The 23,482-nt window shown below is 44.0% G+C and carries 20 protein-coding genes; 3 read left to right on the top strand and 17 right to left on the bottom strand.

Annotated elements, in window-relative coordinates; genetic code table 11:
• The first annotated feature begins 222 nt into the window (after positions 1 to 222).
• From HNQ56_RS16985 to HNQ56_RS16975, 3 genes are read left to right on the top strand one after another with little or no spacing between them, the layout of a single operon-like run.
• Positions 223 to 1,371 (top strand): restriction endonuclease PLD domain-containing protein, encoded by a 1,149-nt coding sequence (locus HNQ56_RS16985; protein ID WP_429148716.1) that lies wholly within the window; start codon positions 223 to 225, stop codon positions 1,369 to 1,371.
• A gap of 11 nt (positions 1,372 to 1,382) precedes the next feature.
• A complete protein-coding gene (locus HNQ56_RS16980) occupies positions 1,383 to 3,239 on the top strand; it encodes a Z1 domain-containing protein (RefSeq protein ID WP_429148714.1) in 1,857 nt (618 codons plus the stop codon).
• Between the two features lie 11 nt (positions 3,240 to 3,250).
• Complete coding sequence (locus HNQ56_RS16975) at positions 3,251 to 4,207, top strand: restriction endonuclease PLD domain-containing protein (RefSeq protein WP_429148712.1); 957 nt, start codon at positions 3,251 to 3,253, stop codon at positions 4,205 to 4,207.
• A 41-nt stretch (positions 4,208 to 4,248) separates the two neighbouring features.
• Here HNQ56_RS16975 and HNQ56_RS16970 read toward each other — a convergent pair whose 3' ends face one another.
• The 17 genes from HNQ56_RS16970 to HNQ56_RS16890 all read right to left on the bottom strand — a co-directional run bounded on the left by HNQ56_RS16970 (position 4,249) and on the right by HNQ56_RS16890 (position 23,450).
• The gene (locus HNQ56_RS16970; RefSeq protein WP_429148710.1) at positions 4,249 to 5,301 is read right to left on the bottom strand and encodes a DNA cytosine methyltransferase; all 1,053 of its coding nucleotides are present in this window, start codon (positions 5,299 to 5,301) and stop codon (positions 4,249 to 4,251) included.
• Between the two features lie 2 nt (positions 5,302 to 5,303).
• Entirely contained in the window at positions 5,304 to 5,633 is a 330-nt protein-coding gene (locus HNQ56_RS16965; RefSeq protein ID WP_429148708.1) for a helix-turn-helix domain-containing protein, read from the bottom strand.
• 139 nt (positions 5,634 to 5,772) lie between these two features.
• On the bottom strand, positions 5,773 to 6,222 hold the full coding sequence (locus HNQ56_RS16960; RefSeq protein ID WP_429148706.1) for a very short patch repair endonuclease: 450 nt from the start codon (positions 6,220 to 6,222) through the stop codon (positions 5,773 to 5,775).
• Between the two features lie 277 nt (positions 6,223 to 6,499).
• Complete coding sequence (locus HNQ56_RS16955; protein ID WP_429148704.1) at positions 6,500 to 7,255, bottom strand: HNH endonuclease; 756 nt, start codon at positions 7,253 to 7,255, stop codon at positions 6,500 to 6,502.
• A gap of 150 nt (positions 7,256 to 7,405) precedes the next feature.
• Entirely contained in the window at positions 7,406 to 8,368 is a 963-nt protein-coding gene (locus HNQ56_RS16950) for a HEPN domain-containing protein (RefSeq protein WP_429148703.1), read from the bottom strand.
• An 806-nt stretch (positions 8,369 to 9,174) separates the two neighbouring features.
• Positions 9,175 to 11,358: a DNA internalization-related competence protein ComEC/Rec2 gene (locus tag HNQ56_RS16945; RefSeq protein WP_429148701.1), complete on the bottom strand. Its 2,184-nt coding sequence runs from the start codon at positions 11,356 to 11,358 to the stop codon at positions 9,175 to 9,177.
• A 15-nt stretch (positions 11,359 to 11,373) separates the two neighbouring features.
• The gene (locus HNQ56_RS16940; RefSeq protein WP_429148700.1) at positions 11,374 to 12,282 is read right to left on the bottom strand and encodes a GerMN domain-containing protein; all 909 of its coding nucleotides are present in this window, start codon (positions 12,280 to 12,282) and stop codon (positions 11,374 to 11,376) included.
• A 71-nt stretch (positions 12,283 to 12,353) separates the two neighbouring features.
• Positions 12,354 to 13,799: a sensor histidine kinase gene (locus tag HNQ56_RS16935; RefSeq protein ID WP_429148698.1), complete on the bottom strand. Its 1,446-nt coding sequence runs from the start codon at positions 13,797 to 13,799 to the stop codon at positions 12,354 to 12,356.
• Positions 13,768 to 14,466 carry a response regulator transcription factor gene (locus tag HNQ56_RS16930; protein ID WP_429148697.1) on the bottom strand — a complete coding sequence of 233 codons (699 nt, stop codon included), beginning with the start codon at positions 14,464 to 14,466 and terminating at the stop codon, positions 13,768 to 13,770. The genes HNQ56_RS16935 and HNQ56_RS16930 overlap by 32 nt, the downstream gene beginning before the upstream one ends.
• A 69-nt stretch (positions 14,467 to 14,535) precedes the next feature.
• Entirely contained in the window at positions 14,536 to 15,210 is a 675-nt protein-coding gene (locus tag HNQ56_RS16925) for a helix-hairpin-helix domain-containing protein (protein WP_429148695.1), read from the bottom strand.
• A gap of 130 nt (positions 15,211 to 15,340) precedes the next feature.
• Entirely contained in the window at positions 15,341 to 15,787 is a 447-nt protein-coding gene (locus HNQ56_RS16920) for a DMT family transporter (protein WP_429148694.1), read from the bottom strand.
• 148 nt (positions 15,788 to 15,935) lie between these two features.
• Positions 15,936 to 18,332 carry a sensor histidine kinase gene (locus tag HNQ56_RS16915; protein ID WP_429148692.1) on the bottom strand — a complete coding sequence of 799 codons (2,397 nt, stop codon included), beginning with the start codon at positions 18,330 to 18,332 and terminating at the stop codon, positions 15,936 to 15,938.
• Positions 18,307 to 19,005, bottom strand: coding sequence for a response regulator transcription factor (locus HNQ56_RS16910; protein ID WP_429148690.1), 699 nt, complete (start codon positions 19,003 to 19,005; stop codon positions 18,307 to 18,309). Before HNQ56_RS16910 ends, HNQ56_RS16915 begins: the two co-directional genes overlap by 26 nt.
• A gap of 190 nt (positions 19,006 to 19,195) precedes the next feature.
• Positions 19,196 to 20,392, bottom strand: a complete 1,197-nt coding sequence (locus HNQ56_RS16905) for an aspartate aminotransferase family protein (protein ID WP_429148688.1) — start codon at positions 20,390 to 20,392, stop codon at positions 19,196 to 19,198.
• Between the two features lie 139 nt (positions 20,393 to 20,531).
• The gene (gene argB, locus HNQ56_RS16900) at positions 20,532 to 21,449 is read right to left on the bottom strand and encodes an acetylglutamate kinase (RefSeq protein ID WP_429148687.1); all 918 of its coding nucleotides are present in this window, start codon (positions 21,447 to 21,449) and stop codon (positions 20,532 to 20,534) included.
• Positions 21,450 to 21,478: 29 nt separating this feature from the next.
• Positions 21,479 to 22,699, bottom strand: coding sequence for a bifunctional ornithine acetyltransferase/N-acetylglutamate synthase (gene argJ / locus HNQ56_RS16895; RefSeq protein WP_429148685.1), 1,221 nt, complete (start codon positions 22,697 to 22,699; stop codon positions 21,479 to 21,481).
• Between the two features lie 139 nt (positions 22,700 to 22,838).
• Complete coding sequence (locus HNQ56_RS16890; protein WP_429148683.1) at positions 22,839 to 23,450, bottom strand: Maf family protein; 612 nt, start codon at positions 23,448 to 23,450, stop codon at positions 22,839 to 22,841.
• Between the last annotated feature and the right edge of the window lie 32 nt (positions 23,451 to 23,482).

Raw genomic sequence — 23,482 nt, 5'->3', positions numbered from 1 at the left:
ATCATATCACTAACGTATGAAGGAGTAAATGCTACTTGTGCGAAAGTAAACTCCACAGGATAAAAGAGGAGTGGAATTAAACTTTTCAATTTTCATTCTTTATCTTAACGCTGAATTTTTATTGTTACATCATTGAATATGTGATAAACTTTAGTTAACTAAAACTGGCATAAATTGTAGATGTAAAGAAAATCGAAGCAGAAGAAGCAAAGGAGTATTCGAATGAAACTGTTATATTCAAATATACTTCCCTTGGGTGTATCAGAGGGGCAAGACACAATTATCGATTGTATTAACAAACAAATTGCGAAATCAGACCGTGTTGAAATAGCGGTGGGATATACATCTCGTGCCGCCTTGGAAGAGCTTGACTCTTTGGTTGGAGAATATAGCATATCCAATATATTACTTATCATTGGTATGTATTTCATTGAAGGAATGCCAGAGGGATCGTATAATACTGCTCTGGCACTGAACAAGAAATGGAAAGAGACCGGTATAGGCGAGATTAAGATTGTAAAAACATTTAAATACCATGGTAAACTATACTGTTTTTATAAAGATGGACAGCCTTTTTCAGCTATAATAGGTTCTGCAAACTTAGGTGTAATAAAATTAGATGCCAATAACCGACGGCAGTATGAAATCTCATCACTTACTGAGGATGCGGCTGAATGCAGAGAAATCGCAGAATTTATAAAGAAGCTAAATGCACCAAGCTGTTCAGATAATATTGCCAACATAACAGGAATGCCAATAATTAGAGAGATTAACACCTCTCTTAGCGGCGTTGATACAGTAACACAAATTCCTCAAACTGGCATACATCTTTATGCACAACATAAGACAGACGTTTCATTTGTGCTACCGCTAAAAGTTCCTGCTTATGATGAACGACACCTTGATGATGGCAGGCATTTCACGAAATCAAATATCAACGTTAGTTATGCCGCACCGCGAAGCAAGAGAAAGTCCCGTGATTGGTATGAGACTCAGTTGACTGTTAGCAAAGAAATAACTCGCTCTGAAGGTTATCCTGAAAAAAACAAGCCATTTTTCGTTGTTACCGATGACGGTTATTGGTTTAAGGTTCATACTACAAGCGACGGCAATAAACAATTCAGTGCTGTTGGCGATGAACTTATTCTTGGTCGATGGATTAAAGGCAGACTTGCTGCAGCAGGATTAGTAACACCAGTTAATGATACCCAAGCTGATACTGATCGTAAAGGAATGATCACCAAAGAAATGTTGCAAGCATACGGATGTGATAGTCTTGTGCTTTCAAAAACAGATCAGAAAGCGTTAGATGAAGATGGCTCTGAGCTTGATGTATGGTTTTTATCATTTGAAAGAACTATTAACGAATGAGAGGTTTAGACATGCAATATTTAAAGACATACCTGCAAAAAATAAAAGACCGGGGAAACGAAAAATTGGCGGAGTCCATTTCAAAAACAGCTGAAGATATTGGCAGTCAGCATATTCGCAATTTTTCATTCGTTAGCCATGAGATTGGTCTGTTGTTTGGTAATGTACAATCCGGAAAAACCGGCCAAATGTTTGGCGTTATGTGCAAAGCTGCCGACTTAGGATTTCCAGCCTTTATCTTGCTCACAACAGATAATGTTGTTTTGCAACAGCAAACCTTAGATAGAGTCAGAGACGATTTAGACGGTTTCTGTATTTGTGGTGAAAATGACTCCGGATTATTTATTGAAAACAGCCTTATTAAGCCAGTTATTGTTGTTCTAAAGAAAAACGTAAGAATGCTGAGACTGTGGGCAAATGTATTTAATTCTACAGGTTTTATGAAAGGCAATCCTCTATTTATTGTTGATGATGAAGCAGATGCTGCATCATTAAATACACTAATAAACCGCAATAGTCAGTCATCAATTAATAGATATTTGGATTCTATAAAAAATGGTGCATCGAGCAGCCTATACTTACAAGTTACAGGTACTCCGCAGGCAATTTTATTACAAACTCTTGCTTCCGGCTGGCATCCATATTTTACATACTACTTTCATCCTGGCGACGGCTATTTGGGTGGAGACTTTTTCTTCCCGGCAAATGGTAAGCCGGAATGTATTGATTTTCTTGAAACAATCAAACGACCGACACGAAATGTTGTTATACGCCATCTTGCTGTTTCTGCTCAGATTTTAGCATCTAATGGTAAAGTGTCAAACTGTCTTCTACATCCGAGTGTACGGCAAACTGTCCACCAGCATTTTGCTGACGACATCACAAAGGAACTAAATTGGTGTATTGAACATATCAATGACGAATTCATCACAGAATTACGAACTCACTATGATTCTTTAGCACCCAACAAAAGCGAGAAACTTCCTTTTGATGTTATCTATAAAACCACTAAGGGTTTGATGGAGAACAAAGGTATAAAAATCCTTGTTATGAATGGAAAAACAGATATTGAAAGCCCGGAATATGCAAGAGGCTGTAATTTTATTGTCGGTGGAAACACTCTTGGTCGTGGTGTTACTTTCCCTGGTCTGCAAACAATTTACTATACAAGAACCAGTAAGAAACCACAGGCCGACACTATGTGGCAGCACAGCCGAATGTTTGGTTATGACAGAGATCCTGGGATGATGAAAGTATTCATAGACGAACAGCTCTACAAATTATTTGCGGATATTAATGCTACCAATAATGCCATCATTGCTCAAGTAGAACAAGGAATTGATGACATCAAGATATATTATCCTGTTGGATTAAATCCAACCAGAAAGAATGTGCTTGATAATGAACGTGTCGAAATTCTTTCAGGGGGAACAAACTACTATCCGTTTTATCCAGACAATGACTCTATTGAGAGTATATCAAAGATATTACAACCTTTCCTTGATGATGAACCTTACTACCAAGTAAACCTTAGACTCATTAAAGAGATATTGTCTCATATCATCCCCAGTCCGGATTTCAAGCTGAGTGCGTTCCTTTCTGTAATTGACACTATTCTTTCAGAGCAACCTGCGGGACAAGGTATTTTAATCGTTAGACGAGAAAGGAATGTAGCGCAAGGCACAGGCGCATTGTTGTCTCCTAACGACTGGAAGCTTGGCGGCACTTTTCTCAACAAGGTCGTCCTCACAATGTATCAAGTAACTGGTACAAAGGGATGGGGTGGAAAAGCTCTCTGGGTACCTAATATCAAACTTCCACACGATATTATGTACTATGATGTATGTGAAGACAATGCAGAAGCATAGGAGGGCTGGTAATGTTCACCGATAATTTAGCACAAAAAATTCTATTTGCTCCTCCATTCCATGGAGCAGATACCTTATTAATATTAAGCGGATATGCTACACCTAATATGGCATCATGGCTAATTAAGTCATTTCAAGAGCAAAATCTGCCTCCTGTCAATATTTCATTGCTTATAGGAATGGTTCCTTATGACGGGTTAAGCGTTCCTATACACGAGGGTTTTAAGGAACTCCATGGCAACGCATATCCAAATGCAGTGAAGAGCTTTTCTTGTAGCTATGTTTGTGAAAATCCTCCTGTCCATGCAAATTTATATATTTGGCTAAAAGATGAAGAACCTGTAAAGGCTTATACCGGTTCTGCTGATTTTGTACAGAATGCATTTATTCTATCTCGAAAAGAAATTGTTGAGTGCTGTGATCCCGTAGAAGCATATAATTTTTTTGAGGAAGTTGAAGCAAATTCCATCTATTGCAACCATTCAGAAGTTGAAGATAATATCGTCCTCCGTCCATCGCATCAAATTCTGGATACTGAAAACCAGCCAATAACCACTTTGGCTGGCGAAGGTATTATTTCCACAACACTATCACTTCTGACAAATAGAGGTGATGTCGGAGAAAAGTCCGGCTTAAATTGGGGACAACGTAAGGGCAGAAATAGAAACCAGGCTTATATACATCTTCCTGCAAAAATTGCAAGAAGCGGCTTCTTCCCTCTTGATAAACAGCATTTTACTGTTGTTACAGATGACGGTCATACGCTTCTTTTAAGGGTTGAGCAGCAAAACAATAAGGCAATTACAACCCCTCTTAGCAATGCTCAGCTTGGCGAGTACTTCCGAAATCGTTTAGGTGTTGGAAATGGTGTGTTCGTAACAACGCAAGATTTACTAAACTACGGGAGAACAGATGTTACTTTTTACAAAATTGACGATGAACAATACTTTATGGATTTTCATGCATAAAAAAAATGGTTGCTTTGTTTTTCTACAAAGCAACCGCTTTTTTATTCTTTAATACTAGGTTCAACACTCTCATATTCAATTCCAGCAAAGCTTTTTAAAATCGCCTCAAAAATAATTTTCGCACCTTGGCAAGGTACCGCCATTCCTATCTGCTTCCGCACACTCTCCTTACTTCCTATGAATCTATAGGTGTCAGGGAAAGTCTGTAATCTGGCCCGTTCTCTATTCGTCAATGCCCGCGGCTCTTCCCAATGATAAATGTGTGTTCCTCCACCTCCGCTTCCTGTAACTGTATAGGAAGGCTTTGTTGGGTCCAGTCTCTTATAGATTTGACTTATTTTTGCTCCTGTGATATTAAGCTGCAAATCTTCGGGGAGGTCTGCTGTAAACGCATTCTGACCTGGAAGAATATGCTGCAATCTTCTAATAACAGTTTCAGATTGATTTGTCAATTCATTATTATATGCATCCTCTGGAATAGGAGGATTTTCTATCGCATTTCTGCAAGTATTATCGATTCCGGCATAAGGTGCTGTTGATGGAACCTTAAACTTAACATCGATGTCATTCCTTATACCGACAATAATCAACCGGTGTCTGGCTTGAGGTATTCCGTATTCTTCAAACTTATATAGATGAGGTGTGATCGTATATTCAGCCCCTCTTAATTCTTTAAGAATCTTAGTGAAGGCCTTGCCATCATTCGCATTTCTAAGTCCACTTACGTTCTCTGCCAAAAACCACTGAGGTTTAAATATCTTTAAAGCATTAACACCATATGAATACAAGGGACCATACACCCCATCCATACCTTTTTGTTCACCAACAACACTATAATCATTGCAAGGGAAACCAAACGCCAATGCATCAATCGGAGCCAGCTTAGATATATCAAATTTTCGAATATCCTCATGGTAAACAGTATTAGGTGTATCTGGACAAATATTTAATCTATAGGTTTCGCAGGTGTCCGCATCATAGTCATTGGCCCACTGATGTATTATTCCAAAATCATTGTTTTCAATATCCGCATTAGTAGCTCCCCACGCTAAACCGCCTGGGCCGCAAAACAATTCTCCAAGCCTAAAAATCATATCTAATCAACCTTCCTTTTTTTGTTGAGTAAATCTATCAGTGCTTGGATACATTGCATTTCTTCGTCATCAAGAGAAGAAACGCCATGAAATACAAACTGATATTCCTTTATATCTTCTTCATTCAAATAACCTGCTAACACATAAAGCGGTATCAAATGAATGTTATACAAATGTGCAAGCTTTATTAAATCATCAGGAGTATAATCAATCTGTCCTCTCTCCATCTTACTAAGTCTTGAGTCCGTAATTCCAGTAACTTCATATACCTTTTTTAGGCTCAACCCACATTTTTCGCGACTTACTTTCAATCGATTACCTAACTCAGACATACTATCACCTCTTAAAGAGGATATCACATTTGCTGCATAATGTCAAGTTATTTATTATAAACGCTGCATTCATGCAGCATTTATAATAATACCATATCACAATTATATCAAACATACGTTCTAATTGCAACTGATTATATCAGATTATATCAGAGTATTGTACAATTATTTTGTTATCAAATATGCATTCTTCTATGACACGAATACATTCATCAGTATTTTTCATAATGTCTTTTCCCCAAAACCGTATTACAGTCCAGCCTAAAAATAATAACTTTTTATTGATTTCATCATCACGCACTATATTGCTTTCAATCTTATGTTTCCAATACTCTCCATTTTCAGATAAATCCAATTTGGGTTTTAAAACTTCCCAATCCTTACCATGAAAAAATTCACTATCACAAAATATAGCAATCATATATTTTCTTAAAACTATATCCGGCTTACCTGGCAGTTCTTTGTAATTTTTCCGATATCTATATCCTTTTTTCCATAGTGCTTTGCGGAGCTTAACCTCAATTGAACTATCTTTAGACTTGATATTTTGCATATTCTTTCGACGCTGTTCCTTTGTAAGATTATCCAAAAAACACCACTTCCTTACTCAATCTATATTTAAAAAATATTCTTCAACCCTCTCATAACTAATGGCTTCTTTTACATCTAATTTATATCAGCTAATTTGGTAATAAATTCATCTTCGTCAAATCAAATCGATCTGTGGTTTTCCCTAGATTAAGAGAAATGGCTGTTTGACAACTGGTCGAAGTATATTATGCTTTAATTTTATAATCTAAAGTATTGTCAATTAGTATCTTCACTCTATAATAAAAAACTATAAACTTGTATTCTAGCAATAATACTTAATATGCACTTTGATACAATGTACTTGTCCCACTTCTATCTGATTTTTTTAAGTTACAGTCCTGACAGGCTAGTTGGATGTTACACACATCGTTTAATCCCCCTTCATTCAATGGTACAATATGATCAAAATGCTTTTCGTTATCTTCCAGCAATGAATATAATCCGGTTAAATCTTTTTTACAGAAAACGCAGCATCCTTTATCCCTAAATAGAACTGCACGTTTTACCCATTCTGGCATATACACTCTTTTTCTTGGATGATCTTCAAATGCAGCAGCTTGTTGCTCATTAAATCTTAACAAAAAATCTCTATTTTGAAACAAAATGTATTCCACTTCAATAGCAATATCATAAATGACATCATAAAATAATCCATTTACAAATCTATCAAGATATTCTATATATTTATTATATGTTTCCAAATAATCTTCATTATCACTTTTAAATTCATTGTTTAATAAAACATCTATTCCTTTATATTTTAAGACAGCCTGATTAATCCAGTTTATAGGATTAAAATCTGCGACTTCTCCTGAATTTGCTATAGAATTTGCTTGCTCGTAAAAAATCCTATCAATGAGCCATGAACAATATTCTCTTAATACAGATATTGGGGGAAATTCCTCTGGTTCTATTTCAAACTGTCGTTCTGTAAATTCTGCATTAGTTGAAGCATAGTCAAATTTCCCCATGCTCTCATTAGCAAGATGGCAAAAATAATATACGTTAAAAAACTTCATATCAATAGTCATTTTTATTCCTCCAACACATATTTCTATCTTTTATACTCTGAAGATCCCTAATCAACCATACTGTCATTAATTAATACACTCATTACGCAGGACATATAATTCTGGATTGTGTTAACTAGGCGGATATTCTTTTGTAGCTGTCCCTGTATTTTAAATTTCTTTTATTATTCTTTTCATTTCATCATACATCTGATTGATTTTATATGTTTTTGATTTCAAGGGTTCTCTTCGTCTATATTTTATTTCTAAAATCCAATCATGAATACAATAAAGATATTCCTTTATCCATTTTTCATTTATTGGTACACCGATTTCTTTTATTAAAAAGATTCTGATAGAATAAAAGATAATGTCAAAATAAATTAGCATTTCTGCCCCATCTCTTAACCTATCTGGCTTTTTATTATCTGCCAAGAAATGTGAATACCAATTTCTTGTATTTGATACGATATGTACATATTTATATTGAGTCGCTTTTAACAGTGGTAATATTTCACATTTATATTTTTTATGAAAATTAAAAAAAGTGCTTTTACATAAAAAATAGACCTTTGCTTCATAATTTCCTACTTTATCCCGAATTTGAAATTTGCTTGCAATCTCTGTCTTCATTACATCAACTACACTATCTGGCACTATTCCATCTATAACATGAAGTAACAGCGTTAATTTATGATTTGTAATTACTGACCTATAGGTATTTGAAACAAGGTACTGCATTGAATAAAGTGATATTAATTTTAAACGTCTATAGTTCTGTATAACTCTCTCATTAATAGAAACATCGCTAATCTGACATATTACAAAATTACTTTTCACATAGTACTCCCAAGTATCAACTTTTCCAACGTAATTTGAATTATCTAAAGATTGATGATTTGATTCTATTTTTATTATTTTAGCAAAACTACCAAGATATATGAATAGCAAAGAGAATATTTCTAACATAAGTGCTTCGATTTTTTCTACTGTTTTTCGCCCATAAATATTGATATATAGCCTTTTATCGCTACTCCAAATACTGACTTCTGTATTGTCGATTTTGTTCTTAAACTTTTCAACTCTATTGGTAGCAAAAAATGGATGTTCTATTTCTGCATTTATAACATTCATACTATACACCTCCAAATTCATACATATATCAATTTTATCATATTACCTATTCATTTACCACCGATAAAGAGAGAAACAAAGAAGGCTTAAAATCTCAACCAATATTTGTGCCAACTGGTCATCAAACTCCTCAAGCAGGTAATCCGGTCCCTCCAAGAATTCCTCCAACTCTCCATTCGGCACCCACAGCAGTCCTATTAAAAGGATTTGACCTCATTCATAAAAATGCTTGTTTAACTTAGCCTTTTCTGCTATACTTATTTCAATACACCTATTAGGTTTCTTGACTTTCCACAGCCCGTTTCTGGGTGATATTCCCGCCTCATAATAAAACAATCAAGGAGAACAAATGATTACCAAAACTGAATTTAAATCTATTGACACCCAGTATTTTAACGTACTGCAGATGGGGTGTTATTCCATCTATGTGCAGTCAAAGAATACTAAGCACTACTGGGGTATCCATGTAGAGGAATACCCAACTTTTAGACATTTCAGAATATATCATAAACACAATAACCATGATCAATATCACAGGCACAAAGACGCTAGAAGCCTTTCGGTTGCCATCGAGCATATTAAAAGCCATGATACCTTTCAGTTAAACGGAAGGAAACCTCTAAACAATATTCTAAGTGAACATTCTAACGATTACATAACCTTATAATGATTATTTCATATCGTTAATACCGTTGTGCAAAGGCAGCTAGAAGGATTACAATTAGTAATATTTAGTCTATAGTTTTTCGCTGGATATTAAACATAATCTCCGGGCACTTCGCCCCAAAACCCCTGTATTAAGCCTTTTATAGACCTAAACACGGAAAGCGAAATTGTATCAATATCGTAACCTTTTTGTTAAGCACTTCATATTCCGTGGCTGGTGCAAGCCCCCATTCCTTCCGGTAAAAATCCTGCTTCAGTCTCTTTACTAAAAGGTCTTCTCCCTCCCCTTCCAGATCACCGGTAAACAGCATATCAAACTCCCCATAATTTACACTCAGAACCAAGGAATAAGAATTAGACGAGGTAACCGCGAAATCCGGGGCCGGATGCAAACAATAGATATTCAAGTTCCCATCCTTGATCCTATCTCCGGCACTCATATAACGGACCGGAATCCCCTTCTCTCTTGCCAGAGCCTCCAATTGCAGGTACTCTTCCTCCTTCTTCTCTATGAAAGGGAGTGTCAGGCACCCGATCTTCACCAGCTCCTGCTCAATCATCTCGGACACCCCGCTGATATGATCCCTGTCCCCATGGGTTACTATAATATAATCCAGCCGTCCGATGCCTCTTATATTCAGAAAGGGCAGAATCCGGTAGGTTCCCAGCTTCTCTACATCCGAGCTGCCCCCATCAATGAGATAAGTCGTCCCGCCCCTGCTCTTCATAAAGATCCCGTCCCCCTGTCCTACATCCAGTAAAGATATCTCCAGCCCTGCCTGCGGCATCTTAAAAAACAGGACCAGCAACGCAGCCGCAAGAAGCAGGAGGACATGCTTCTTCCCATATTTTCGACCGGCCCATACAAATAAAAGCATTAAAAGAACAGACAGCGCTACACACCATATCTCCGGTCTTCCTGCAATCAGCAGATTTCCGGGCAATCGGCTTATTGTGATACAGATCATTTCATACAGCCTTAGAATATAATATGCGCCTCCCGCAGCAAATACCCCCAGGCTCTGGGATAGAATTCCCAGAACTCCCGCCAGAAAGGAGGTGAGGGTCAATACCGTTACAAAGGGAAGAATCAGAAGATTAGTCACAATGCCATAGACCGGAAACTGTCCGAAGAACCAGAGAAGGGAAGGGGCGGTGGCAAACATGGCGCTGAAGCTGACCAAGAGACCGTCCCTGACTGGGTTCTTTCCGGGAAAGAGATGCCGGAGCTCCGGCAAGATAATTGCAATTCCAATGACTGCACTATAGGATAGCAAAAATCCCGCACTTTGAAGCTGAAGGGGGTTCTCCAGCAGGATAAGCAAAGCGCTGAAGGCCACCCCGGACAACATATCATAGCTCCTCCCCAAAAGCGGCGCCATCAGCATAACAGCGGTCATAATAACAGCCCGCAAAGTCGATACGCCAAAGTTCGTCAGTTCACCATAGCTGTAAATCGTAATCAGAGTAAGAAAAACCCCTGGCGCCCGGGGCAGCCCGCACTTGCAAAAGAGCCAGAAGGCACCCATGCCGATGAACGAAATATGAAGTCCTGAGATAACCAGGATATGAGAGATCCCATTCACTTGGTAGAGCTGCTTAATCTCATCCTCCAGCAGGAACTTCTCACCCAAAAGCATGGCAATCAGCGTCCCCGCCTCCCTTTCTCCCAGTATCTCGCGGTAGGAACGAATCAGCCTCTCCTTCATCTTGTCAAGAAAAGTATGATACCTGGAATAGCCGGGATCGGTAATGATTACCTCCTCCGCCATCAGCTTAAAATCAATATTCTCCATTTGATAATATTCTTCTTCATTGAATTGGCCCGGATTAGAGGCCTTTGAGAATTTCTTCAGAACACCTTGGACGGTAATGCCGTTACCAACACGGTAACTCTGCCCGTCAGATACATAGACAATGATATTTTCACAATTATAATCCCCTCCCTTCGTAAGGGATCCCTCCGGGAGGGAGATATGGTTCTCTTCAACATATAGGGCAAGGCTGTTTTGCTTTCTTACCAGCCTTTTAATCCGGCCCTTCAGCTCACAGGCCGTCTGCTGTTCAAAGGCATGGGACAGCTCCGGCAGCCTCAGATTCTCCCTCATGACCCCATATCCCAAGAGCAGAAGCAGGGGCAGAAGCCACAGAAATCCGTCCTTTTCACGGATTACTGATGTATCCTTCCTGCCTTTCCAGACACAGAATAAAAGGAGATAGCACAGCAGACACAGAATAACTGCCGCACCGGTCCGCGGCCGGCTGCCCAGAATCAAGCCGGATAAATATGCCCCCAGCATCCACACCAGCGGGCGTTTAATCACAGAATCCCCCCTTACCTAGCTCTCATCAATCAGGGAGAGATTCCGTTCAAAGAAGCCGTCTAAGGCCGTCCCATCCCCAAAGGTATTCTGAACCTCTCCGTTAATCAAAAACTTCACCCTTTTGATATACGGCAGTTCAATCAATGTATTAACCACGGAATAAATGGCTGTTTTATCCTTCAGTTCCGGAAGCTTCTCCAGGAATTTCTCATCGAAATTCACATAGCAGCTTCCCTCCTTCATCTCCACCTCCAGCAGCTTCGTTCCCTCTGGAATGGTAGGATACATACCGATCTCTGTCGGCCCTTTGATCAGCTCCTCCAGCACCAGCTCCTCCAGAGAACCGGTACCGGTATACGTAATATTGGTCACATATTCCACCAGGGCATCCCCTGTCCCATTGGCATAATACAGCTTAACCTTGGTGGTGGTTCCGGTATTATCAATAAAATCTTCTTTTCTCATAATTCCCACCAGATTGCCGCCCGCATCCATCAGGGGCTGACCGTTGACAGCAAACTGGATATATTCCACTCCCGCCACCTGGCTCAGGGTCTTTACCACCGCGGCTCTGCACAGCACCTCTCCAATTCCAGTAAGCTCACTGTAGTTACTTTCAAAATTAATGGTAAGGCTGCTGTCTTCGTTAAAATAGTATTCCTTCACCGTCACCGCGTTGGTAAAGGTACTTTTCAGCTCCAGATTCTCCGGATTCAGCTTCAGCATATAGAGCAGCTCATCGATCTGCTCCTTCCGTTCCGTACTGATCAGCCGATAAGCTTCCCCCGTCAGGCCGGAGGTGCTGGTATCAATATAATACACCAAAACCTCGGTTCCGGTGGTATAGGTTCTGTTTTTCTGATTGCTGCAGGCTCCCAGGAGACCGGCCAGAAGAAGCAGAAGCAATGCATATTTTTTTCTCATATCATTGACCATGCCTTTCTTCAATGCCTGCCAGGTAAAACCCGAGCTTCCCCGGCATGCATCCCCTTCTGTTAAGGGATATAGTTGAGCGGAATGCGGACGTTGAAGGTAGTGCCCTCCCCTTCCTTACTGTAAACCTTAATGGCACCCCGGTGCATCTGGATTACATTCTTGGTGATCGCCAGTCCCAGGCCCGTACCTCCCGTCTCCCTGGATCTGGCCTTGTCCACCCGGTAGAAACGTTCGAATATGAAATCCTGGGCCTCCAGGGGGATGCCGATTCCCGAATCAGAAACCTTAACGAAGAAGTACTTATGATCCGCATTCAGAGATATCCGGACCCAGCCATCCTCCGTATTGTACTTGATGGCATTTTCAATCAGATTGGACAGGGCAAGAGAAAGCTTCACTTCATCCACCTCCGCAACAACGGGACGGAAGCTTTCATAGATCATCTCGATATTCCTGCGTTTTGCAATGGGGGTCAGCCGCTTGAGGATCAGCTCCAGCAGCTCATTGATATTAACCGGCGCGATATTCATATCCCCGGCCGTCTTGTCCAGTTTAACCAGGGAGAGCAGATCATTGATGATCTTATTCTCCCGCTCGATCTCATCCGTAATATCAACCAAAAATTCCCGGTACAGCTCCACTGGAACCTCTTCCTGCATCAGCAGAGAATCCGCCAGCACCTTGATGGAGGTAATGGGGGTCTTCAGCTCATGGGAGACATTGGACACAAATTCCTGCCGGGAATTCTCCAGCTTCTGCATCCGGTTCATCATATGATTAAAGGAATCGGATATTTTCTCAATTTCCGTATACCCCTTGATTGACACGCTTTCATTCATATAGCCGTCGGTGATACGGTCGATGGAATTCACAACCCTGGTCAGGGGCTTGGTCAGAATACCGGAGAAATAGATGGCAAAGGATATGTTGATGATCCCCAGTATAACAGCGAACAGAACCACTCTCTGTTCCATGCTGCTGCGGATGCTGTAGATATCCTTTGTAGAAAAGCTCATGATAATAGCACCCATAACTTCCTTGCTCTCATTATGAGTAATGGGATAGATCAGCTTTATATATCGGGTCTTGCGGTCTGACACCGAGCGGGGACCGCTTCCCTGCAGACACTGGATTACCTCACCGGAGATCAGGTATTTCCCTTCCTCCAGAGAATAGGTATCCTTCACAATATTCGTACTGCCGTCGACAATGACGATTCTGCCCCCATAGATATCCGAGATCCTGGTAACCTCCAGCTCCACCTCCGCATCCTCACCCGTCGTCAGAAAGCCCCTGGGATACAGCAGACCGGACAGCATATAGCCTTGATTCTCCATCTCTCTGACCCGGTTGCCGAGAGCCTTCTCCTCATAAGTATTCAGCAAAACATGAGTAAAGAAGTACAGAGGTATCACCCCGATGGCAGTAAAAATAAGCAGCAGATACACCCTCATGCTGTTCAGAAAACGTAATTTAGCCTTGATTTTGGAAAAAATAGCCAACACCCCATTTTGTATGTATAAATTTTGGCTCGCTTGGATTACTTTCAATCTTTTCGCGCAATCTTCGAATGTGAACATCCACCGTTCTGACATCCCCCGGATAATCATAGCCCCATACAATATTCAAAAGGTTCTCCCGGCTATAAACTTTGTTCGGATTAAACACCAGCAGCTCCAGCAAATCGAACTCCTTTGCCGTCAGATTCACTTCTTTCTCCGAGATATAGACTCTTCTGTTCTCACAGTCAATCTTCATCTCTCCAAAGCTCACCATCTTGACATCCGGACCGGAGGTTCCCGCCGCTTTATTGCTCCGGCGAATGATGGCTTTAATTCTTGCCTTTACCTCCAGAATATTAAAGGGCTTTGTAATATAGTCATCGGCACCGTATTCCAGTCCGAGAATCTTGTCCATATCATCACCCTTGGCGGTCAGCATGATAATCGGAACCATGGAAAATTCCCTGACCTGCTGGCATACCTCGAAGCCGGTGAGCTTCGGAAGCATCACATCCAGGAGCACCACATCGTACTCCTTCTTTCTCACCGCATCCAACGCTTCTTCCCCGTCGTAGGCACAGTCCACTTCCATTCCGTCCTGCTCCAGACTGAAACGGATCCCTTTGACAATTAACTTCTCATCATCCACTACCAAAACTTTCTTTGCCATCTCTTCACCTCATTATCATATATACCCTGCAGATTAGATACTCATGGACTAATCTGCTCATCCTGGACCTTATTTTACCGTAATATAGGATGATATTTTATGAAATAAACCATCCTTAATACCCGGTATCTTCATCAAATCCTCTATCGCCCGGAATTCTCCGTTGGCTTGCCGGTATTCTATGATACTGGCAGCCTTGGCTTCGCCAATCCCCGGCAGCTTCATCAGCTCCTCTTTCCCGGCCGTATTAACATTGACCATCCGATTCGCGGACTCTTCCTTCCCCGGGGCAGCACTGCTCCTGGCGTAATATTCCTCCGCCGAACGATCCGCTGTTTCCTCCCCTGTAGGAATATAGATTCTCTGCCCGTCCGCCACCGGCTCCGCCTGGTTGATATAATCTCCGGCAGAAGCCTCCAGCAGGCCACCCGCAAGGGTAATAACATCCACTACCCTGGACTGCTCCGGTACCCGGTATACTCCGGGATGAAGCACCGCGCCGCACAGATGTACATAAATCATTCTGTCTTCCAAAGAAGCCTCTTCCGAAGCCGTCCCGGCAGAAGGCGGGATTTCGATTTCATTCTCTTTTCCTTTATTCTCTCTTGCATTCTCTTCTGACCGGCTGGAGAGTTCGGATATCTCAACCCCCTGAGAGGCATCTCTCCGGTAAACAAAACTATAGCAGATACCTGCCAGCAGCAGAAGCACACAGGTGATTACTGGAACACAATACTTTTTCATCCTATTTCATCCTCTTTCATTGGAAAGAAGACTTAAAAAGTACCCTCTATACTTTTAACAAGACACTCTCATTTTACATAATCTACCCATCATTTACAATAGGTAATTCCTACAGAAATAATTAATTTCCTCAACATTTTTTCCAACTGCATTGGAAAACCACAATTCCGGCAGCCACCAGAACCAGTCCCACCAGCTTATGCCATTGGAAAGTCACCTTCTCCGAGCCAAAAAGCCCAAGGAGTTCGATCAGATATGCCACCAGCAGCTGGGCTGTAATAATAAACATATTGGCCATGGCCGGGCCCAATGAATCCACACTCCTTATGACGGTATAGGTGATAAACGCTCCCAAGGCCCCGCCCAGGAGCATATATTTGTTTTCAATCTTAAAAAGAGCGGAAAACTGTCCCTGGCGTCCGGTGACGACCCAGGCTCCGACACACACCAGCATGGCTGTGAGCTGCACAAAGGTTGCCGACACCCAGATGCTGGTCTGCTTTGTCACCCCGGTATTGAATACCCCCTGCACACTCATTAAAGCGCCGGATAAAATGGCAATAAGATATCCTAACATAAATAAAACACCACACCTTTCCTGATCTATTCTTACATCATTTCCAGTTTGGTATTGAATTATTCCCGCCGCTTTTATATTAAGAAAATACCGGAACCCATCAAACGAACTCTAACGTTTTAATGAATTTCCGGTATTTAAATATTTTTTACACCATATTAAAAGAAACGGTCACCACAAACAAATCCGCAATGGTCTCCAGCTGAAAGCTTCCCCCGCAGGCCTCCGTAAAATTTCTTGCAATGGAAAGCCCCAGTCCGCTCCCTCCGTCCGTCCGGCTCTCGTCGCCTCTGACAAAGCGCTCGGCAAAATCCTTATCCGCTGCCAGCTCATAGCGGGAGGTGTTTTGCACGCTGGCTACCGCCGTCCCGCCCTCCGTCCTCACAATAAGGTAGACACGGGAGCCCTCCAGAGAGTACAGCAGGGCATTCTGTATCAGATTCTGGAATACCCGGTACAGCTTCTGTCCGTCCGCCTCAATCATCACCGGCAGTTCCGGTATCTCCGCTCTCACCTTCACCGGACTGCTCCGTATCCGCTCCTCCATATCTGCCAGAGTTTGACGCAGCAGCTTGCCGAGATCCAGCTCTTCCTTATGCACCGGCAGTTCTCCCGATGCAGCCTTGCTGACATCAAAGACGTCCTGCACCATATTTTTCAGCCTTTGGGATTTTTCGTCCAAAATGTGGATATAATCCGACACATGCTCCGGCAATCCCTCCTCCTTCTTCAGAAACTGGACATAGCTGATAATGGAGGTCAGAGGCGTTTTAATATCATGGGACACATTGGTAATCAGCTCCACTTTCATGCGCTGGCTCCTCACCTGCTCTTCTACTGCCTTCTCCATCCCCTGGCCGATATCCTCCAGATCATATGCCATAGCCGAAAGATCCGAATCCTTCGGAAATCCTCCCTGACCCGAATATTCCCCCTTTCGGATGGATGCCGTACGCCGTGCCAGCAGATCAAGATCCTTTGCCAGCCTGCCGCTCTCATACAGATAGAAATATTGTGTGCCCAGAATGAGGCACAAAAAGCAGAGTATCAGAACAACCGGTCCCGCCCCATAACTCCGCCCGGACAGCACCCAGCCGGTTATCCCGGCCAGAACCGCCAGCGTACAGGCTCCTGTCATGATAATCCCCCGGCGGATCAGCTTCTTCGCAAGGGGCAGCTTCATCTCCTCCGCCCGGTAACGCTGCATTGCCTTATAAAGAAGGCTTTGCTTCCATACCGGCCAGTTCCTTCTCACGTCAAGTACGGCAAAATATCCCATCCAGAACAGCAGTACCACCAGAACCGGCTCTGTAAAAATACTTCGGAGGATCTCCGCAAGATTCTGCAGAAGCCTGCCCGCCTCTCTCCCTCCTTCTGCCGCCGTCGTCTCCCCTTGTACAACATTGGCTTCCCCTGTCCATTCCAACCAGGTGTCGTCCATCCCTGTGAAAGACGAAGCGCTGGCACTCTCTGTCGTCACCTCCTGTACAGGAACTGTGATACTGTTTATCGTCGCAACAGAGATAAGGCTGCCGGTATGGGATAACATGATCCCTGCAATGAATACTGCCGCAATTATCTTAACCTCCAACCAGAGGCGCCTCATCAGACCTGCCAGTATCCTGTCCCCTTCCCTCTTGTTTTGGCGCAGGAAGACATAGACCAGAAGGAGCAATACTCCGATTCCCAGAGCGGCCCGGTCCCGGTCAAACCGCTTTCCCTCCTGCCGCAGATTATACCAGATCCAGTATAATTCATTCTGTCCCTGCTGATAGCCAGACTTACCATACTCACTATAGGAATAGGATACCGGTGTCTGTGCTGCCAGCATACAAACCCTGGCTTTCTCCATACCTGTTCCGGCAGGGAAATTCTGATATCCCGGCACATACCACTCGGAGGAATCCCGATAGTATCCGTCCCCGTATACGTCAATCTCCTTGCCGTCCTTGATCAGCTTAACCTTCCTTCCGTTAAAATACAGCATAAAATTGTAGCCCTCAGGCAGAATCTCTGTCTCTGCACATTCCATCACACGGTCCCCGTTGGAATAAAGCAGCTCTGCATCATAAGAGATGGCATAAAGGAGATTTTTATCCTTTTGCAGATAGAGATGCAGTTTTTCCGCCATCTTCTTATTTTCATCCGAAGCGGTCTTCGGTTTAAACATATCCGCGAAATTGCGCCAAAAGTCCCCCCAGCCTTCCTCCTGGTCCTGGGAAACTTCTCCCTCCGCGAAACTCTCAACGCCTGTATCCGTACCGTTATACCAGTAAAAACTCCCCGATGTGCTTACCGGAGCTCCTGTCGCCATCCCGAGAAAGCATTCCAGACGGTCGGAGACATACTGCCTGAAATCCGCCGTTTTCTGATAATCTCTCCCCATAATCTCGCCGTGGGAGTTCGCAGAGTACCGGAACCGGAGCCCCTTACCCGTCAGCATCCCTCCCGCCAGATCAACCATGCTGCCCAGCAGCAGGCTGAGACCCAGGAAAAACGCGATGAAACCTGCCGCTATTCTAAATTTTTTCGATTTTGTATCCAATGCCCCACACCACCTTTAAATATTCTGGTTCTTTCGGATTGAGCTCAATCTTTTCACGAATACGCCGTATATGCACCATAACCGTATTCTCCGGGGCAAAGCTGTCTTCCTCCCAGACACGGCGGTAAATCTCTTCTGCCGGAAAGATTCTTCCTGTGTTGCGCATTAACAGGTCTACAATCTTCGTTTCCGTGGCTGTCAGCCTCACCGGCTCCTCATCCGCATACAGAACCTTTTCGTCCATGTGATAGCAGAGCCTGCCGTTCCTGATCCTGCCGGAAACCGAATTGGCATGAATATCGCCGAGACGGGTGTAGCGTCTAAGCTGGCTCCTGACTCTGGCTGCCAGCTCCTGAGGGTTATAGGGCTTGGCTACGTAATCATCAGCTCCCATGGAAAGCCCCAGAACCTTATCCGTTTCTTCACTCTTGGCGCTTAACACAATGATGGGGATATTCTGTTTCTCTCTGATTCTCATAATGGCAGATAAGCCGTCCAGCCTTGGCATCATCACATCAATCAGAACAAGCCGCACCGGATTCACAGCCAGCATATCCAAAGCCTGCATTCCGTCATAGGCCTTCAAAACCTCATATCCTTCCCCCTCCAGCAGTATGGAAATGGCTTTCACTATCTCTCTGTCATCGTCCACCACAAGTACACATTCGCTCATACCGGCTCCTCCTTAAAAACTGTCTTTATCATAAATGGAATTCCTTACAAAACTGTTGAGGGATTTCTTACATATTTCTTACAATTTACCTTTAAATCATTTATACCACAAAATTAAGCCTGAGAAAAGGTCTGTCTTTTGTACACAGATCTTTTCCCAGGCTCAGCGATCCATCGGACTCCCCCTGCCATTACCCTGCAAAGTCGGGCAGCTGCAGAACCTGATCCAATATGGCTGTCATTTCATCCACATGCTCTTTCTCAATTACCAGGGGCGGAACAAACCGGATTACATTGGCTCCCGCCGTAATCAGAATCAAACCGGCCTCCATGGCTCTGGGAATGATCTCCTTCACCGGTATGCTCAGCTCCAATCCCTGCATCAGCCCCATTCCGCGGCGATCCAGGATAATCTTATGCTTTGCCTTCAGCTCATCCAGCTTCTCCTCCAGATACCCGGAGATTTCCCGGACATGCTCTATCAGCTTCTGGTTCTCAAATAAATCAAAAACCTTGCTCACCGCCGCTGTGGCAAAGGGATTGCCTCCATAGGTGGTGCCATGATCTCCCGGCTCAAAAGCGGCTGCCACCTCCTCCGTCGCAGCAAAGGCTCCCACGGGAACCCCGCAGCCCAATGCTTTGGCAGTGGTTATGACGTCCGGCTTCACTCCGTAGTGCTGATAGGCGAAGAAATGACCGGTTCTTCCCATACCGCACTGAATTTCATCCAGGATCAGAAGAATTCCCCTGTCATCACAGAGCTTCCTGACCCCTTCGATGAATTCCCTGTCCGCAGGATACAGGCCGCCCTCTCCCTGAACCGGCTCCAGGATGACGGCACAGGTCCTGTCGTTCACCAGCTCCTTCACACTGTCCAGATTGTTGAACTCAGCGAATACAACTCCGCCCATGAGCGGTTCGAAAGCTTCCCGGTATTTTTGATTGCCGGTTACGCTTAGAGCACCCATGCTTCTGCCATGAAAGGAATGATACATGGAAATCACCTGGCTGTCCGCGATACCGTGCTTTTTATAATAGTATTTTCTGGCAAGCTTTAACGCACCTTCGATGGCCTCCGTACCGCTGTTGGTAAAGAACACCCGGTCCATGCCGGAGGCCTTCGCCAGCTTCCGGGCCGCTTCCACAGCCGGAACATTATAAAACAAATTCGAGGTATGGAGCAGCTTATCCACCTGTGTCTTCAGGGCAAGGTTAAATTCTTTGCTGCCGTAGCCAAGGGCGAATACCGCAATGCCTGCGGCAAAGTCCAAATATTTTTTATCCTGGGTATCGTACAGGTACGCTCCTTCCCCCCGATCCAGAACGATCGGATAACGGTTATAGGTATGCATCAGCACCTTTTCCGCTTCTTCTATATAATAATTCATCAATACCATATCCTTTCCTTCGATACATCTGCTTTATACTCCCCATTGCGTCTCTGCCCTATGCTTTCATTCCTGCTCCTGCCTCTATACTCATATTCCTGCCGTTACAGGCTCCTGAATGCCGTTCCGATATCTGTGTCTAGGATAATTCGTTCTCATAGATACCCGCCTGATCAATAATGGCAGTACCGATTCCCCGGTTGGTAAAGAACTCCAGCAGCAGGCAATGTTCTATTCTTCCGTCCAGAATATGTACCCTGGATACACCGTTTCTCACCGCATCCACGCAATTTTTCAGCTTCGGAAGCATGCCGCCGCCAATGAAGCCGCTGTCCAGCAGCTCATCCGCCTTATCCAGCGTCAGGACGGATATCAAACTGTCCTTGTCCTTGGGATCGGCATAGACCCCCTCAATATCCGTGAGAAATACCAGCTTCTCCGCACCGATGGCTGTGGCTACCGCGCAGGCGGCATCATCGGCATTAATATTATAATTCTGATATTCATCATCCAGACCGATGGGTGCAATGACCGGTACAAAATCATTCTCTATCAGAGTATCAATGAGATCCGTATTAACCTCCTTGATATTGCCTACAAACCCGATATCCTGACCGTTCACGGTTCTCTTCTCCACCTTCAGGGTGCAGCCGTCCTTCCCGCTGATGCCCACCGCTTTGACGCCCAGCTGTTCCACCATCTGCACCAGGCTTTTATTCACCTTGCCCAGAACCATCTCAGCTACTTCCATGGTCTGCTCATCGGTGACTCGTAAGCCCTCCACAAATCTGGATTCATGCCCCAGCAGCCCCAGCCATTTGGTGATTTCCTTGCCGCCGCCATGGACGATGATGGGCTGCATACCCACCAGCTTTAAGAGTGCCACATCCTTGATCACATTATGCTGAAGGTCATCATCCAGCATAGCGCTTCCGCCGTATTTCACCACTACCTTCTTATTGTTAAATTTCTGAATATAGGGAAGGGCCTCAATCAAAGTCTGGGCCTTCATTAATATCTGCTCCATTTGTTCCATTCTGCATTCCTTTCCAATCATACTAATCTTCCGGCAACGATTCTCCGGTATTATGAGCGGTAATCCGCATTGATCTTCACATAATCATAGGACAGGTCACAGCCCCAGGCAGTTGCCGCGGCATTTCCTGCCTTCAGGTCTGCCATAGCTTTTACTTCCTTGCCGGAGAGGATCCGGGTCGCTGTCTCCTCGGAATAATCCGTGGCCATTCCGTTCTCCACCAGCTTCAGCCTTCCGTCCGCGCTTTCAATATACAGATCCACCCGGTCAGGGTCAAAGCTGATGCCGGAATATCCCATGGCGCACAGGATTCTTCCCCAGTTGGCATCATTTCCGAACACAGCGGTCTTCACGAGATTGGAGGTGATGATGGACTTGGCAAGAACGGACGCCTCCTCCCAGGTCGGGGCACCCTGTACCTGTACCTCGAAGAGCTTGGTGGCTCCTTCGCCGTCCGCAGCCATCTTCTTCGCCAGATCTGCTGTGACATAATTCAGAGCCTTGCAGAAAGCATCATAAGCTTCGCCCTTTTCCGTAATCTCCGCATTGCCAGCCAATCCGTTGGCTAATAGAAGCAGAGAATCATTGGTGGAGGTATCCCGGTCGACACTGATCATATTAAAGGTGGTTTTTACATCCGCGCTGAGCGCTTCCTGCAACAGCTCCTTGCTGATCTTTAAGTCCGTGGTCACCACACCCAGCATGGTTGCCATATTGGGATGAATCATTCCCGAACCCTTGGCCATGCCTCCTACCTTCACCTCTTTACCGTCAACCAGGAAGCTGACCGCGCATTCCTTCGAATAGGTATCCGTGGTCATAATTGCCTCTGCCGCCAGCAAAGCAGCCTCTCTTCCTTCCTTCAGCTCTCCGGCCAGAAGTTTTGCCCCTTCTTCGATTACATCAATGGGCATCTGCTTTCCGATCACACCGGTGGAGGCCGTATAGACCGCTTCTACGGGAATGCCCATGGCCTTTGCCACAGCCGCGGCCATTCTCTCATTATTCGTATCCCCTTCCGCCCCGGTACATGCATTGGCTACACCGCTGTTAAGGACCACCGCCTGAACGAAGGGACTTTCCTTCGTTATCTTCATATCCCATTTTACCGGAGCTGCCTTCACAACATTGGTTGTAAAGGTTCCCGCTCCCTTCGCCGGCACTGAGGACCAGACCAGTGCCATATCCTTTCTCTTCTTCTTAATTCCGGCATATATCCCTGCTGCCTGAAAACCCTGAGGGGCTGTCACCCCTCCATCTATCACTTTCATCCGACACACCCTGCCTTTCACTGTCATTCTCATTCCGGCTCATTAATATGCATGTTTCATATGCTTCCTTGGAATATGCAAAATCAAGCGCCGCTAAAATATTTATAATTATACATCCAAATTTAATTTTATGCAATACTTAATTTAAGTTTTTTAAATCAATCCCATGCCGAAGCATCACGGCATAGATTTCCGCAATAGGAAAACCTACAACATTATAGTAGTCTCCTTCAATTTCCTTAATATAGATGCCAAAACTCCCTTGTATCCCATAGGCACCCGCCTTATCCATGGGTTCTCCGGATGCAATATAATCAAGAAGCTGCCGGTCTGTCAGCGGATTTACCGTCACTCTGGTGCAGATGGAAAAATGCAGCTCCTCTTCCCATCCCTCCCGGTGCAGAATTATAATACTGACCCCTGTCAATACCTCATGGATGTCACCGGACAGCAGCCGCAGCATTCTTACCGCATCCGCTTCATTCCTGGGCTTGCCCAGAGCATGTTCCTTATAAAATACCATGGTATCGGCTCCGATGATAATGAGATCCGTATCCGCTCCTGCCCGAGCCTTTGCTTCTTCTTTAACCGCCGCTGCTTTCAATCCCGCCAGAGCTTGTACCATCTTCTTCGGAACAGTCTCCTCTGTCACTTCCTTTACACGGCTCGTAAGAACCTGGTAGGGAATTCCCATATTCTCCATGATTTCTTTGCGCCTTGGTGATTCTGATGCCAGTATGATTTGATACATTCTTATCCTTTCCGGGGCTGCTGTCCCTGGGT

The sequence above is a fragment of the Anaerotaenia torta genome (assembly GCF_050433395.1).
GTDB classification, from domain to species: domain Bacteria; phylum Bacillota; class Clostridia; order Lachnospirales; family Lachnospiraceae; genus Mobilitalea; species Mobilitalea torta.
The sequence above is the reverse complement of the archived record's forward strand: the minus strand, read 5'-3'. Positions and strand labels throughout refer to the sequence as shown.

What these genes read in the sequence shown, in the direction of transcription:
- HNQ56_RS16890 (WP_429148683.1), bottom strand. Translation starts at nt 23,450, where the DNA reads ATGTATCAAATCATACTGGCATCAGAATCACCAAGGCGCAAAGAAATC.
- HNQ56_RS16940 (WP_429148700.1), bottom strand. Translation starts at nt 12,282, where the DNA reads ATGAGAAAAAAATATGCATTGCTTCTGCTTCTTCTGGCCGGTCTCCTG.
- argB (WP_429148687.1), bottom strand. Translation starts at nt 21,449, where the DNA reads ATGATTGGAAAGGAATGCAGAATGGAACAAATGGAGCAGATATTAATG.
- HNQ56_RS16970 (WP_429148710.1), bottom strand. Translation starts at nt 5,301, where the DNA reads ATGATTTTTAGGCTTGGAGAATTGTTTTGCGGCCCAGGCGGTTTAGCG.
- HNQ56_RS16930 (WP_429148697.1), bottom strand. Translation starts at nt 14,466, where the DNA reads ATGGCAAAGAAAGTTTTGGTAGTGGATGATGAGAAGTTAATTGTCAAA.
- HNQ56_RS16965 (WP_429148708.1), bottom strand. Translation starts at nt 5,633, where the DNA reads ATGTCTGAGTTAGGTAATCGATTGAAAGTAAGTCGCGAAAAATGTGGG.
- HNQ56_RS16925 (WP_429148695.1), bottom strand. Translation starts at nt 15,210, where the DNA reads ATGAAAAAGTATTGTGTTCCAGTAATCACCTGTGTGCTTCTGCTGCTG.
- HNQ56_RS16975 (WP_429148712.1), top strand. Translation starts at nt 3,251, where the DNA reads ATGTTCACCGATAATTTAGCACAAAAAATTCTATTTGCTCCTCCATTC.
- argJ (WP_429148685.1), bottom strand. Translation starts at nt 22,699, where the DNA reads ATGAAAGTGATAGATGGAGGGGTGACAGCCCCTCAGGGTTTTCAGGCA.
- HNQ56_RS16905 (WP_429148688.1), bottom strand. Translation starts at nt 20,392, where the DNA reads ATGAATTATTATATAGAAGAAGCGGAAAAGGTGCTGATGCATACCTAT.
- HNQ56_RS16910 (WP_429148690.1), bottom strand. Translation starts at nt 19,005, where the DNA reads ATGAGCGAATGTGTACTTGTGGTGGACGATGACAGAGAGATAGTGAAA.
- HNQ56_RS16920 (WP_429148694.1), bottom strand. Translation starts at nt 15,787, where the DNA reads ATGTTAGGATATCTTATTGCCATTTTATCCGGCGCTTTAATGAGTGTG.
- HNQ56_RS16950 (WP_429148703.1), bottom strand. Translation starts at nt 8,368, where the DNA reads ATGAATGTTATAAATGCAGAAATAGAACATCCATTTTTTGCTACCAAT.
- HNQ56_RS16985 (WP_429148716.1), top strand. Translation starts at nt 223, where the DNA reads ATGAAACTGTTATATTCAAATATACTTCCCTTGGGTGTATCAGAGGGG.
- HNQ56_RS16980 (WP_429148714.1), top strand. Translation starts at nt 1,383, where the DNA reads ATGCAATATTTAAAGACATACCTGCAAAAAATAAAAGACCGGGGAAAC.
- HNQ56_RS16955 (WP_429148704.1), bottom strand. Translation starts at nt 7,255, where the DNA reads ATGACTATTGATATGAAGTTTTTTAACGTATATTATTTTTGCCATCTT.